This is a genomic window from Streptomyces sp. NPDC002206 (assembly GCF_053593595.1).
Window position 1 is genome coordinate 16,475 of record NZ_JBSFCW010000053.1, and the last position, 12,235, is coordinate 28,709.

Sequence of the window (12,235 nt, forward strand, 5' to 3'; positions counted from 1 at the left end):
CAGTGGAAAGGCTCGAAAGAAAGGCGGTTGAATTGTCCAGGCCGCGGACCTTCGTCGAAGAACAGGCCCTCCAGAATGCGATGTTCGCCTTCTGGAAATACGGGTATGAAGGCGCTTCACTGAGCGTTCTCATGAAAGCCACAGGCTTGGGCAAGACGAGCCTCTATCGAACCTTCGGCAGCAAAGAGGAACTGTTCCAGCGAGCACTGGAGCTCTACCACTCCGACTACCTGGACTTCCGGGTCCAGGCACTGGCCGAGACCACGCCCAAGCGCATCGCGGAAAGACTTCTGTACGGCATCGCGACGCTGCATACCGGGGAGTCGACCCCGCCTGGATGCCTGGAAACGAACGGGGCCCTGGCCTGCGGTCCCGACAGTGACCCCATTCGCGAGGAGCTTGCCCGAAAGCGCGACTTGATCTGGCCTGCTCTGCGCGAGCGTCTGCGGGAGACGAGCGTGAACGGGCCGCTGCCGCGGGGCCTGGATGCCGATGCGACCGCGTCTTTGCTGGTAACCCTGATTCAGGGAATGGCAGTGCAGGCGAAGGGCGGCCACAGCAGGGCGGAACTCGAGGACACCGTACGCGCCGCCCTCAGCTTGTGGGACGGCGCGAAGGAAGAAAACGAAAAAGCCTCTACCGCCTCGCCCGCGACCTGACTTCGCAGCCCTCGTCCCGAGGGCTGGCATACTGCCGCGCCGTCAGCCGATGACGTCGTTCCAGGTGTCGAGGAAGACCTTCCACATCGGCCGTTCCCAGCCGTTGTTCGCCGCGATGGCCATCGCCCCGGCACGGAGCATCAGCAGTCGCTCGGCTGCCACGGGGGGCGCCGGATGACCCATCGCTTGCAGCATCTGCTCCACTTCGGACATGAACCAGACGCGATGCTGCAGCGTGGCATCCCGCACCGGATGGTTCCTGTCGAAGAATTCGGTCGAGACGTTGGAGTACGGGCAGCCGCGAAACCCGGCCGCGGCCGCCTCCTCGTAGAGGCGCCGGCCGATGGCGCGGAGCACCTCCCTCGGCTCCTGGTACAGCTCCTTGAGCTCAGCCAGTTCATCGCGGTCATGCTGCAGCCTCAGCCCGACATAGGCCACGACGAGGGCGTCCTTGGAGGGGAAGTGCCGGTAGAAGGTCACCCGGGCCACACCGGATTCGGTGACCACCCGGTCGATTCCGACCGCCCTGATTCCCTCGCTGTAGAAAAGGCGATCTGCCGTCTGCAGGATCTTGTTGCGGGTGACCGACTGCGTGGGACCGCCTGCGGCTCGTTCCGTCACTGACTCCGCCCGACCCTTTCCTCCGCGGTTCCCCTCCACTGCCCTGCCCCTGTCTCCACTGATGTGCCTGACCGGTCTACTTCAGTGAGAGTGTACCTCCGAGTAGGCCAATCCGGCAGCGGGTGGACGGCGCTATGCCGCAGCGATCCGGCCGCTCGACCAAGCCTCGCTCTGGCGTTCGTCCAACCATGCCGCGAGGGCCATCATCTCGTCGTCTCTGCAGGTCAGCCTGCTTGTATCTGCGGTCGGGTGCAATTGGTGAGACTCGTGGACAGCGCACCGTCCTCAGCGTGCGATCACACCACGGCACCAGCCGTGTGTTCCACCTCACATAGTGCTTCTCTAGTCAGAATGACCGTTCTCCTCCACCATCGCTGCAGACCGCTGACGCGACTGAGGAAAGAAATCTCGATGAAGAGAGCAAGGCATCTGATAGCACTGCCGGTCGCTGCGTGCCTCGCAGCACTCTGCTCCTGCAGCTCGTCCAACAGCGCCGGCACCACGGGGCAGGACGATCCGCTGGCCAAGGTCAATGCGGCCGGCCTCGCCCCCAGGGGCATCGTCGGACGCGGCCCGGACGGGGCCGAAGGACGGCCCGCCGACTCCATCGTTCTGACACCCGGCGACATCGCGAAGGCCAAGACGGAAAAGTTCCGCGTCGGCATCGTGATGCAGACCATGAATGTCGAGTGGTCCACGGAGCAGGTGCGCGGTATCACCGACGAACTCCGGAAGTACAACGCGCAGGTGGTCGGCGTCGTCGATCCGGACTACAGCGTCGAGAAGCAGGTCGCCGGCATCCAGAACATGATCCAGAAGGCTCCGGACGCCATCTTGAGCATCCCCGTCGACGACACCGCCACCTCGGCAACGTACAAGCAGGTGGCTCGTGCCGGGATCAAGCTGATCCTCATGGACAACGTGCCCAAGGGCATGCGGTATCCCGCCGATTACCAAGCGATGGTCTCGTCCGACAACCAGGGAGACGGAGCGGTCGGCGCGAAGGCCCTGGCCGCGTACATTCCACGCGGCGGCGCGGTCGGTGTGCTCCACTTCGGGGTCGACTTCCGCGTCACGGAAGACAGGCGCGCAGGCTTCGTCGACTGGATGAAGGCCAACAGGCCGGACATCAAAATCAAGGAGGTCGAATTCCTCGATCCGGCCAAGGCCGGCGACGAAGCGGCGAACTTCCTCACGGCCAACCCCGACGTGCAGGGCATGTTCACCGAGTGGGAGGTCCCCGCGACCGGGATCGAGAGCGCGTTGCGCGCTCAGGGCCGCAGCCTTCCGATCACGTCCGTCAACATCGCGTCCGACGTCGCGCTCGACATGGCCAACGACGGGATGATCAAGGCAGTCGGCGCCCAGGTCCCCTACGACCAGGGAAAGGCCGAAGCCAAGGCCGCCATCGCATCGCTCCTGGGCAAGCAGGTGCCCCAGTGGATCGCCTTCCCCGCCGTTCCGGTCACCCAGAACAACGTCCTGGACGCCTGGCGGCAGGTCTACCACGGCAACCCGCCCGCGCAGCTCACCGAGACATGCCGGAAGAACCACGCCTGCGACTCGAATCGCTAGCGCGCCGATCGAAAGTGCCAACCATGAACGCTCTCCCTCCCCCGAGCGGCCCACCGGTGCCGCGGATCGAGCCCCCGCACGACTCGGCCGCCCAACCACTGCTGCGGATGAAGGACATCGCCAAGTCGTACGGATCGGTCCAGGCCCTCAAGGGCGTCGACTTCGACCTGCGCGCCGGTGAGGTGCACGGACTCCTCGGTCAGAACGGCGCCGGCAAGTCCACACTGATCAAAATCCTGGCCGGAGTCGAAAGAAGGACCAGCGGCACGGTCCGCGTCCGGGGACGACACCTCGACGACGCGTCCCCGCAGGCCGCGCGCGCATCCGGAGTCGCCGTCGTCTATCAGGATCTCAGTCTCGTCCCGAGCATGACGGTCGCCGCCAACCTCTTCCTCGGCCGCGAGCCCAGGAACGCGGCAGGGCTCGTCGACCAGCGGGAGATCATGCGCCAATCCCGTGAGTTCATCGAGCAGTACGGCCTGCCGCTGCGGGCCGAGGCGCTCGTCAGCTCCCTGCCCTTCGCACATCGCCAGCTGACCGAGATCGCCAAAGCACTGATCGGGCATGCCGACATCCTGGTTCTCGACGAGCCGACCTCGTCGCTCACCGCCGAAGAGGAGCACGTCCTCTTCGATGCCGTCCGCGATGTCACCGCCCGAGGCGTCGGCGTCATCTACGTCACGCACCGCCTGCAGGAGATCTTCACCCTCACGCAGAGAGTGACCGTCCTACGAGACGGCAGGAACGCCGCTACGTTCGACACCGCAGACAGCACGATGCCCAAGCTCGTCGACGCCATCGTCGGATCCAGAACGAACGCGGCCCAAGCCGACGACGCGCCCATGGGGAATCCCGAATTCGGTTCGGCCGCCGTCGAATTGAGGTCTGTCTCCAACACGCGGCTGCGAGAGGTGAACCTGTCGGCCCGTCAGGGAGAGATCGTCGGTCTCGCCGGGACCATCGGCAGCGGCCGGACCGAACTCCTGGAAACCGTCTTCGGCCTGCTGCCGGTCACGAGCGGCACCGTATCCATCGGAGGGCACCGCACCGTCCTGCGCAACTGCGCCGACGCCATACGCCGCGGCATAGCGCTGATCCCCGAGGACAGGCACGCCGACGGTCTCGTCCTCGAGCACTCCATCGAGCACAACATCAGCCTTCCCCACCTGCGCCGGTTCTCCCGGTACGGGCTCTTCCAACGCCGCGCATCGCATCACCGCTCGGACTCCGTCATCGAGCACCTGGGAGTCAGGACACCCAGCGCACGGCAACGCGTCGGGGCGCTCTCCGGCGGCAACCAACAGAAGATCGTCCTTGGCAAGTGGCTCGACCCGGCTCCCCGCGTCCTGCTGCTCGATGAGCCCACAGTCGGTGTCGACGTCGGCGCACGCGCCGAGATCTATCAGGCGGTCCGCACCCTGGCCGCCACCGACAAGACCGCCGTCCTGGTCGCTTCGTCGGATTTCGATGAACTCCTCCTGCTGTGCGACACCATCGCCCTCGTCGCCGACGGCTGCGTGACATCGGTCCTTCCCCGGTCCCAGGTGCGCAACGAGCAGCATCTCCATGAACTCGTCCAGGAGCAGCAGTCATGACAACAACCTTGCCCCCGAAGACCGATCAGGCAGGGCCTGCCAGGCCGCACAGCCGACTGCGGCGCTTCTTCCCCACAGGAGAGCAGCCGTTCGTGCTCTACAGCGCCTTCGTCCTGCTCATCGTCGGCTTCTCGGTCGCGTCGCCGGTCTTCTTCTCCGCCGGGAACTTCGCCAACATCGCCCGCCAGACGGCGCTGGTCACGATCGTCGCGGTCGGTATGGCGCTCGTCATCATCACCGCCCAGATCGACCTCTCGGTCGCGTCGAACCTCGCGCTGTCGGGGGTCGTGGCCGCGATCGTGATGCGTGATGTGGCAGGCGTCTGGTGGCTCGGCACGCTGGCCGGGCTCCTGTGCGGCCTCCTCGTCGGGGTGGTGAACGGGGTACTGGTCGCCGTACTGCGGATCCCCTCGTTCCTGGTGACGCTCGGCATGATGGGAGCGGCACGAGGTGTCGCGCTCCTCCTGAGCGACACCTCGCCCGTCCTCGTCACCAACGTCGACTTCTGGAACATCTACAACGACGGCGCCCTGGCGTCCGTCTCCACTCCGATCCTGTGGACCCTGCTCGTCGTCCTGGCCGGCGGGATCGTGCTCCACCTCAGCACCTTCGGGCGCAAACTGATCGCCACCGGCGGTAACGCCCGGGCCGCCCGCTACTCCGGCATCAACACCAGGCGCGTCACACTCATCGCGTTCGCCTTCACCGGCGCTCTCGCGGGTCTGGCCGGACTGATCCTCGCGGCACGCGGCCACGCGGCCCGGCCCGACGTGGCGCAGGGGCTGGAACTGGACGTCATCGCAGCCGTCATCCTCGGCGGGACGAGTCTCTTCGGAGGCCGCGGAACCATCTTCGGCGTGGTCCTGGGGAGCCTGATCATCGGGATCCTCAACAACGGCCTCGTCCTCGCGGGAGTCGCGCCGTCCATCCAGCTCATCGTCAAGGGCGCCATCATCGTCGCCGCCGTCGCCTTCAACAGAGAAAAAGCAGAGTAATGAGCCTCTACAGCGCCTCCCCCACGGACATCTACGGAGGAACGACCGCGGTCACCTCCACCGCTACCGGCTTCTTCAGGACCGAGCAGGTCGACGGACGGCAGTGGCTCATCACACCAAAGGGCCACGGCTTCTTCTCCCTCGGTCTGAACCACGCCGAGGAGACCGACCTCAAGTATCCACACAACCACCACGTCTGGAGCGAGCGGTACGGGTCACGGTCCACCTGGATTCAGGAAGGACCGCTACGGGACCTGACCGCCTACGGCTTCAACACGCTGGGCTGGACCCAGCAGTGGGTGGCCGGCGACTACGAGATCGACGCGGACTGGATGAACCACATCGACCTGCGGCATTCGCAGGGATGGGCCGCCCACGAACTCAGGGACGCCCGCCTGCCGTACGTTCAGACCCTCCGCTTCGCCGAGATCGAGAACTGGAACGGCAACCCGGGCTTCCCCGACGTCTTCTCCACCGACTTCCAGGACTACTGCGATCACCTGGCCCAACGCATCTGCGCCGAGCACCGTGACGACGACCGGCTCATCGGCTACTTCTTCGTCGACATTCCGTCCTGGCTCCCGCACGCCTCCGGACGGAACTTCCCAGGCCTGGAAGGCCTCTCGCCTGCCGCGTACGAACGCAGACTCTTTGACATAGCCCGCAAGTACTACGAGGTCACCACCGCCAGCGTCCGCAAGGCCGACCCGGACCACCTGATCCTCGGTGACCGCTACAACGGCAACAAGGGAATCCCCGAGGTCGTCCTGCAGGCGGCCACCCCCCACATCGATGTTCTGTCCATCCAGTACTTCCCGGGGAGCACCGCCGAAGCTTTGCAACGCATGCGCGACGACCTCGCGGGCTGGGCAGAGGCGACCGGCAAACCCGTCATCCTCGCCGACGTCGGAAACAGCGCCCCCACACAACTGCACGCCAGACGCTGGGACGGGCTCGCCGATCAGACGGAACGCGCGGACAACTACATCAATGCCTTCGACGCCGTCATCCACGAGCCATGGCTGACCGGCTGGCACTGGTGCGGCTACGTCGAAAACCCGGTGCGCGGATGGGGGCTCAAGGACCACCTGGACGAGCCGTACCGGGAGCTGGTCGAGCCGATCACCGCATACAACCGCGCCGTCCACCAGCGCATAACGCGTACAACGGTTCACGCCCTGTCGGAAAAGGATGCGTAACATGCCTGAGCCCACACCGCCGTACGCTCCGCCCAGGGCATTCGCCGATATCCGCGAAGAGCTGGAGCACGGCCTGGTACCCGTGGCGGAGGATGTGCGCCTCCACTACGTCGTCGCCGGCGAGGGCGAGCCGGTCGTCCTCATGCCGGGCTGGCCGCAGAGCTGGTACGCATGGCGATACATGATCCCCATGTTCGTCGCGGCCGGCCGCCGGGTCTACGCCATCGATCCGCGGGGATTCGGCGACAGCGACATGCCATCGGCCGGCTACGACCTCGCAACGGCCGCCGCCGACCTCCACGCGTTCATCGAGCAGCTCTCCCTCGCAGGCGACGGCGGCGTCGACATCGTCAGCCACGACACCGGCAGCTGGATCGCACACGCGCTGGCCGCGGAGTACCCGCGCGACGTCCGTCGCCTCGTTCTCTCGGACGCCTACATACCGGGCGTCTCGCCCGATCCTCCGGCCGGCTACCCGGACATCAGCATGGTCCACCGCCAATGGCACTTCTACTTCAACCGAGTCGAGGGGCTACCGGAGGCACTGATCCACGGCCGGGAGCGGGAATTCCTCTCGTGGTTCTTCGGCCCGGCCAAACTCGCCAGAACGTGGACCATCGACTCCGAGGCGTTCGACGAATACCTGCGGGTCTTCAGCAAGCCGGGCGCCGTCCGCGCCGGACTCGAGTACTACCGGCACGTCCTCAGCCCGGCCGGCCGGAAAGCCAGCGCCGAGCGGACGACACGCCCGCTCCCGATGCCCATCCTCACGCTGGGCGGCGAATACGCCGACGCCGACAACCTCTTCCACACGATGCGCCGCTTCAGCGACCACGTGCACAGCCAGGTGTTCGCCGGCATCGGCCACCACCTGCCTGAGGAGTGCCCCGAGGAGATGTTCCAGGCAATCGAACGGTTCTGGCGGGACACACCATGCCACACAGCCGAACCGCAGGGCGGGCGCTCTGGAATGTGATCACTGCTCAACTCACGACTCCCCCCATCCCTGCAGACCGGAGGAAAGACTCCACCATGCCTGTCCCCACTGTCGTGATCACCGGTGCGCTGACCGGCATCGGTCACGCCACCGCGGTCGCATACGCGCGCCAGGGCGCTGATCTCGTCGTCTCCGGGCGTCACCAGACCGCCGGCGAGCAACTCGCTAAGGAGCTGGAAGCACTCGGCGGGCGAGCCGCGTTCGTCCGGGCCGACGTGCGCTTCGAAGCGGACGTGAAGAACCTCATGGACCAGGCCGTCCAGCTCTACGGACGCATCGACGTAGCCTTCAACAACGCGGGCACCGAGGGTGCCCGGGGCTCAGTCACAGAGGTCACCGAGCAGACATACGAAGACACCTTCGACACCAATGTGCTCGGAACGTTGCTGAGCCTCAAGCACGAGATCCGCATCATGAAAGAGTGCGGCGGCGGCAGCATCGTCAACGTCAGCTCCGTCTACGGCCAGATCGGTTTCCCCGAGGCCGCCCTCTACGTGGGCAGCAAGTACGCCGTGACCGGTATCACCAAGGCGGCCGCCCTCGAGACCGCCGCCCACGGCATCAGGGTCAATGCCGTCGCACCTGGTTTCACCCGGACCGCCATGTACGAGCGCGTCACCGCAAACGACACCACACGCGACGCCGTGAACTCCATCCTGCCAATGCACCGACCCGGCACCCCCCAGGAGATCGCCGACGCCGTCCTCTTCCTCGGCTCCGACCAGGCCTCCTACATCACCGGCCAGATCCTCACCCTCGATGGCGGCCTCATGGCCGGCTGGCCCCTCTTCCCGGAAAACTGACCCATACGCCCCACCACGCCGGAACTGTTTCCAGCGCATGCGGGGCGCTCCACCGGGAATCCCGGTCGAGCGCCCCGCATGCGCGGGAGACGATCCCCAGCTACACCCTCGTACTGAAGGCCCCCTGACCAGCGGCACCGCCAACCCTTGCCCCCGACGCGTGGAGCGCAGTCACCGTGGCGCGCAGCAGGCCGTTCTGGATGCTCGCCTTCGCCACGACCCTCTCAGCGCCTCCGTCTATGCCATGGTCGTCGCCCTGGTGCCGCTCCTGCTGCAGCACGGCCACTCCAGCAGCCAGGCTGCCCGGGGTCTCGGCCTCGGGGGCGCCGGACAGACTCTCGGCCGCACTGTGTACGCCGCACGAGGCCAGCCGCTCGGACGGCCGTCCTGATCGCGCTCGGCGGCGTCACCACCGGGGCGCTCGCGGTCATTTCGGGCCCGTCTCCCTGCTGGTTGTCCTCTCGATGCGGCATGTCCGCGGCAACCTCACGTTGCTCCAGGCCACTGCCGTAACCGATCGTTGGGGCACCTCGCATTACAGACGTTGTCCGGTCTCCTGGCTGCGCCGACCGGCATCGCCGCTGCACTTGCCCCCTTCGCCGGTGCCTGGCGTTCTTGAAGGAATAGAGCTCGTAACAGGATCATGATCATGGTCGGCGTTTCTTGAGCCGTCGCCAGCAGATGAGGAAGGCTTCCCTGGGTCTCCCGATCCTACGAGTGACCGGAACCAACCCACCTACAGCGTAAGGTCCGTTAGAGCGGGCAGAGGAAAGGAAAAACCATGACGGTCACGGTTCTGGGGGCGACCGGAGGGCAGGGCGGTCATGTCGTTGCCGCGCTGCTCGCGCAGGGGGTGCCTGTGCGGGCGGTGGTGCGGGATGCCAGTGAGCAGCGGGCGCACGCCCTAGCCGGGCAGGGGGTCGAGGTTGTCGAGGGCGATATGAGTGATGTCGCTTCCCTCACCGCCGCGTTCACCGGCGTCGGCGCCGCCTTCGGTCTGACCACTCCCTTTGAAGCGGGACTCGACGCCGAGGTACGCCAGGGCGAAGCGATCATCGAAGCGGCTAGGCGCGCCGGACTGCCACACCTGGTGATGGCGTCGGTGGCGAGCGCCGACCGGCACACCGGCATCCCGCACTTCGAGACGAAGGCCAGGGTCGAGGCGGCGCTGACTGCCTCCGAGATCCCCGCCACGGTCGTCGCGCCGTCGTACTTCTACGACAACGCCTACGGCTCGGTAGACGAGATCGCCGCCGGGGTGATGACCACGGGCGTCCCGGCGGACAAGCCACTCCAGCAGGTGAGCCGTCGCGACTACGGCCTCCTCGTTGCCGCCGTGATTGCCGACCGGGAGCGCTGGCTGGGACAGCGGATCGAGGTGGCCGGAGACGAGCCGACACCCGCCCAGATGGCCGAGGTCATCGGGCGCGTTGCCGGCGGGCTGGTCGAGGTCCGCGTCACCCCCCTGGAGTCACTGCGGGCCTCCCACTCCGACATGGGCGCCATGTTCGTGTATCTGGCCGAGACCGGCTACCAGGTCGACATCCCCCGGCTGCGCGCGAAGTTCCCGCAGATCTCCTGGACGCCCTTCGCCGAGTGGGCCGCCGAGCAGCGCTGGCCCACGCCGCGTCGCTGAACGAGCCGACCGATGAGCCCCATGCGGATCTCCTCCATGATCGCAGTGGCCGGCGTGAGCATCAGCCCCGTACGGCTCGGCCAAGAGCCGGAGGCAGGCGGGTTGCGCAGGGTTGTTCCTGCCCGAGCACATACGCATGCTGGTGCTTGGCCGGTACGCCGACGCGGCACGCCCGATTTCCGGCGCCTTCGCCCAGGTGGCCACGGTGACCGAGTGGCTCGGACTCGGCACCGGCATCATCCAGATGGCGCAGCACGACCCAACCGTCCTCGCCCAGCAGGGCACCACCTCGAACCACCTGCCCCGACCGCTTCACGCTGTGCCTGGAGCCGAGTGGAACCGTGACGAGGCCGAGGACCACGGCGCCGGCTGGGCCGCGCACCGGTCGCACGCCCGGGACCACCTGGCTGTGCTGTGCGCTCTGCGCACCGAGACGGGCGTCGGGGAGGCCGTCCTCCCGCTGCCCACCGACCGACGACAAGGCGCCGGTGCTGCGAGCCCTGGCGCGTACGAGAACTGTGGGACAAGCGCGGGCGGCCTTCGGTGTCGGCCACGATCGTCTACTCAGTCACCGGCACACCTCCGGTGACCGCGTACGGGCCGTCCTCCCTGCTCGGGGTGTTCGTATCTCGCTCTGGCGTCATCCCTGACCTCTTCCGCTGTACGAGCGGGGGAGTGCGCCCCCACGGGGCATCGCTCCGTACAGGCTCTGCCCTCACGAGGCGTCCACCGCCGGACTCACCGCCCGATCGGCTCGCCGTCGGTTCCCAAAGTGGCCCGCGACCCCCCAGTGCCGAATGCTGTGACGACAGTCCATGACGAGCCCAGGAGAGCCGAGTGAGCGACTTCAGATATAAGATGATCATGGGGTTGAGCGCCGCGGACATCGGCAGTCCGCTGTGCGAGTCGATCGCCTCGATCTGCGCCGAGGTCGCCGAGCGTCACTACGCGGAGCTCGCTGAGGGCCAGGGCGAGCCCGGGGCGACGAATCCCGCGCCCCTCGAAGAACTGCACCCCTCCGGGCCGCCGCTCACCGACGTGACCGTCGTCGACGTCAGCGCCGAGGTGCTCGCCGGATCCGCCCATCCCCACGTCACCGTCGGCGAGGAGCACCTGTCATGACCCCCACCGCGGCGCCGCTCAAGCCCACTCTGGACGTACGACGGGCAAAGGACCGTTTCCATACGGAGATCAGCTGGCTGGACTCCTGGCAATCCTTTTCGTTCTCGCACCACTACGACGCGGCCAACACCCACCACGGACTGCTGCTCGTCTCCAACGACGACATCGTCACGCCCGGCACCGGCTTTGAGACGCATCCGCACGAGGACATGGAGATCGTCACCTGGGTGCTGCGCGGTTCCCTGGTCCACCAGGACTCCACCGGCCACAATGGCGTGATCTACCCAGGGCTCGCCCAGCGGATGAGCGCTGGTTCCGGGATCCTCCACTCGGAGAAGAACGACTCCTGGACGTACGACCATGCCCGCTACGACGAGCACCAGGAGCCGGTCCGCTTCATCCAGATGTGGGTGGTGCCAGACGAGGCGGGCATCAAGCCTGGCTACGAACAGCAGGAGATCGACGACGAGTTGCTCAAGGGCGGTCTGGTCACAGTGGCCTCCGGCATGGGCCAGCACACCGACGCGACGGCGATCCGTATCCAGAACAAGTACGTCGCCCTGCACGCCGCCCGCATCCAGGCTGGCGGCGAGATCCAGCTGCCCGACGCCCCCTTCCTGCACCTGTTCGTCGCCGAGGGAAAGGTCGCCCTGGAAGGTGTCGGCCTCCTCGAAAAGGGAGACGCGGTACGCCTCACCGCGACCGGCGGCCAGAAGGTCTCCTCCCCCGAGGGCGCCGAGATCCTCGTCTGGGAGATGCACGCCACGATCGCGGGCTGGTGAGCGCCACCATGACCAGCCAACACGACAGTACGGGCATGGAACTCTTCCCTGTGGGGCTCGAAAAGTCATCGCTGCAGCTCAAGCCGCGTATCGGTACTCGTTGATGACCCCGCCGGGGACGCGGGTGCGCAGGAGCCTGCGGGGCACGCGATCGTCCAACACCGCTGGCTGTTCCGGGGCTTCGGGTGGTCGTTGGTCTCGTGATCGGTGTGGCCGGTGGCAGTTGTAGTGCTCCTGATACTCGGCGAGGA

General features: G+C 66.7%; 12 protein-coding genes and 1 pseudogene. 12 read left to right on the forward strand and 1 reads right to left on the reverse strand.

Going from position 1 to position 12,235, the window contains the following annotated elements; all coding sequences use genetic code 11:
- The first annotated feature begins 2 nt into the window (after positions 1–2).
- On the forward strand, positions 3–659 hold the full coding sequence (locus tag ACWCP8_RS38765; protein WP_451121164.1) for a TetR/AcrR family transcriptional regulator: 657 nt from the start codon (positions 3–5) through the stop codon (positions 657–659).
- Between the two features lie 42 nt (positions 660–701).
- Here ACWCP8_RS38765 and ACWCP8_RS38770 read toward each other — a convergent pair whose 3' ends face one another.
- The gene (locus ACWCP8_RS38770; protein WP_451121166.1) at positions 702–1,280 is read right to left on the reverse strand and encodes a TetR/AcrR family transcriptional regulator; all 579 of its coding nucleotides are present in this window, start codon (positions 1,278–1,280) and stop codon (positions 702–704) included.
- A 411-nt stretch (positions 1,281–1,691) separates the two neighbouring features.
- Here ACWCP8_RS38770 and ACWCP8_RS38775 point away from each other — a divergent pair, with 411 nt between their 5' ends.
- The 11 genes and pseudogenes from ACWCP8_RS38775 (at position 1,692) to ACWCP8_RS38825 (ending at position 11,984) form a co-directional block, all read left to right on the forward strand.
- A complete protein-coding gene (locus ACWCP8_RS38775) occupies positions 1,692–2,855 on the forward strand; it encodes a substrate-binding domain-containing protein (RefSeq protein ID WP_451121168.1) in 1,164 nt (387 codons plus the stop codon).
- Between the two features lie 23 nt (positions 2,856–2,878).
- Entirely contained in the window at positions 2,879–4,450 is a 1,572-nt protein-coding gene (locus tag ACWCP8_RS38780) for a sugar ABC transporter ATP-binding protein (protein WP_451121170.1), read from the forward strand.
- Entirely contained in the window at positions 4,447–5,445 is a 999-nt protein-coding gene (locus ACWCP8_RS38785; RefSeq protein WP_451121172.1) for an ABC transporter permease, read from the forward strand. The genes ACWCP8_RS38780 and ACWCP8_RS38785 overlap by 4 nt, the downstream gene beginning before the upstream one ends.
- Positions 5,445–6,644, forward strand: coding sequence for a hypothetical protein (locus ACWCP8_RS38790; RefSeq protein ID WP_451121174.1), 1,200 nt, complete (start codon positions 5,445–5,447; stop codon positions 6,642–6,644). Before ACWCP8_RS38785 ends, ACWCP8_RS38790 begins: the two co-directional genes overlap by 1 nt.
- A 1-nt stretch (position 6,645) precedes the next feature.
- Positions 6,646–7,620, forward strand: a complete 975-nt coding sequence (locus ACWCP8_RS38795; protein WP_451121176.1) for an alpha/beta fold hydrolase — start codon at positions 6,646–6,648, stop codon at positions 7,618–7,620.
- A 56-nt stretch (positions 7,621–7,676) separates the two neighbouring features.
- Positions 7,677–8,444 (forward strand): SDR family NAD(P)-dependent oxidoreductase, encoded by a 768-nt coding sequence (locus tag ACWCP8_RS38800; RefSeq protein WP_451121178.1) that lies wholly within the window; start codon positions 7,677–7,679, stop codon positions 8,442–8,444.
- An 89-nt stretch (positions 8,445–8,533) separates the two neighbouring features.
- Positions 8,534–9,051 (forward strand): annotated as a pseudogene (locus tag ACWCP8_RS38805) (MFS transporter); the annotation flags it as partial.
- Between the two features lie 174 nt (positions 9,052–9,225).
- Positions 9,226–10,080 carry an NmrA/HSCARG family protein gene (locus ACWCP8_RS38810; protein WP_451121180.1) on the forward strand — a complete coding sequence of 285 codons (855 nt, stop codon included), beginning with the start codon at positions 9,226–9,228 and terminating at the stop codon, positions 10,078–10,080.
- Between the two features lie 136 nt (positions 10,081–10,216).
- A complete protein-coding gene (locus tag ACWCP8_RS38815) occupies positions 10,217–10,669 on the forward strand; it encodes a hypothetical protein (protein ID WP_356006183.1) in 453 nt (150 codons plus the stop codon).
- A 248-nt stretch (positions 10,670–10,917) separates the two neighbouring features.
- A complete protein-coding gene (locus tag ACWCP8_RS38820) occupies positions 10,918–11,202 on the forward strand; it encodes a hypothetical protein (RefSeq protein ID WP_451121182.1) in 285 nt (94 codons plus the stop codon).
- The gene (locus ACWCP8_RS38825; RefSeq protein WP_356006185.1) at positions 11,199–11,984 is read left to right on the forward strand and encodes a pirin family protein; all 786 of its coding nucleotides are present in this window, start codon (positions 11,199–11,201) and stop codon (positions 11,982–11,984) included. The genes ACWCP8_RS38820 and ACWCP8_RS38825 overlap by 4 nt, the downstream gene beginning before the upstream one ends.
- Positions 11,985–12,235 lie beyond the last annotated feature (251 nt).

Coding starts and splice junctions, on each gene's coding strand:
- ACWCP8_RS38785 (WP_451121172.1), top strand. CDS start 4,447: ATGACAACAACCTTGCCCCCGAAGACCGATCAGGCAGGGCCTGCCAGG.
- ACWCP8_RS38800 (WP_451121178.1), top strand. CDS start 7,677: ATGCCTGTCCCCACTGTCGTGATCACCGGTGCGCTGACCGGCATCGGT.
- ACWCP8_RS38825 (WP_356006185.1), top strand. CDS start 11,199: ATGACCCCCACCGCGGCGCCGCTCAAGCCCACTCTGGACGTACGACGG.
- ACWCP8_RS38810 (WP_451121180.1), top strand. CDS start 9,226: ATGACGGTCACGGTTCTGGGGGCGACCGGAGGGCAGGGCGGTCATGTC.
- ACWCP8_RS38780 (WP_451121170.1), top strand. CDS start 2,879: ATGAACGCTCTCCCTCCCCCGAGCGGCCCACCGGTGCCGCGGATCGAG.
- ACWCP8_RS38795 (WP_451121176.1), top strand. CDS start 6,646: ATGCCTGAGCCCACACCGCCGTACGCTCCGCCCAGGGCATTCGCCGAT.
- ACWCP8_RS38775 (WP_451121168.1), top strand. CDS start 1,692: ATGAAGAGAGCAAGGCATCTGATAGCACTGCCGGTCGCTGCGTGCCTC.
- ACWCP8_RS38815 (WP_356006183.1), top strand. CDS start 10,217: ATGCTGGTGCTTGGCCGGTACGCCGACGCGGCACGCCCGATTTCCGGC.
- ACWCP8_RS38790 (WP_451121174.1), top strand. CDS start 5,445: ATGAGCCTCTACAGCGCCTCCCCCACGGACATCTACGGAGGAACGACC.